Raw genomic sequence first — 384 nt, 5'->3', positions numbered from 1 at the left:
ACTTGATATGATCGATCTCCATGAACTGGAAGTTGAGATCGCCCAGAATACCTGGGTGAGAAAAGCAGAATTATTTTTTGATAACAACCTCGTCCTTCATGTGAACGTCATCGAGAAGGAACCGGTAGCAAGAGTGTTTACAGAAAATGGTTCATCATTTTATATTGACAGCAGTGGAGGCAGGCTTCCGCTGAGCGATAAGATGAGTGTGAATCTTCGCGTGTTTACTTCATTTCCAGAAGTGAACGGTGTGTGGAACAGCAAAGACAGTGCGCTCGTTCAGGATGTGAAAAAGATCAGTGGTTATGTTTTGCACGACGAGTTCTGGATGGCGCAGGTGGCACAGATCAGTTGTGAAAAAGACGGAAGTTTCGAACTGGTGCC

The 384-nt window shown here is 45.1% G+C and carries 1 protein-coding gene; it reads left to right on the top strand.

Translation table 11 applies throughout. The features are described 5' to 3' along the window. On the top strand, positions 1–384 hold a 384-nt coding region (locus tag RM812_RS42765; RefSeq protein ID WP_311586521.1), incomplete at both ends, for a cell division protein FtsQ/DivIB.

It is taken from the genome of Streptomyces lancefieldiae, assembly GCF_031845825.1.
Classification (GTDB): domain Bacteria; phylum Actinomycetota; class Actinomycetes; order Streptomycetales; family Streptomycetaceae; genus Streptomyces; species Streptomyces lancefieldiae.
The sequence above is the reverse complement of the archived record's forward strand: the minus strand, read 5'-3'. Positions and strand labels throughout refer to the sequence as shown.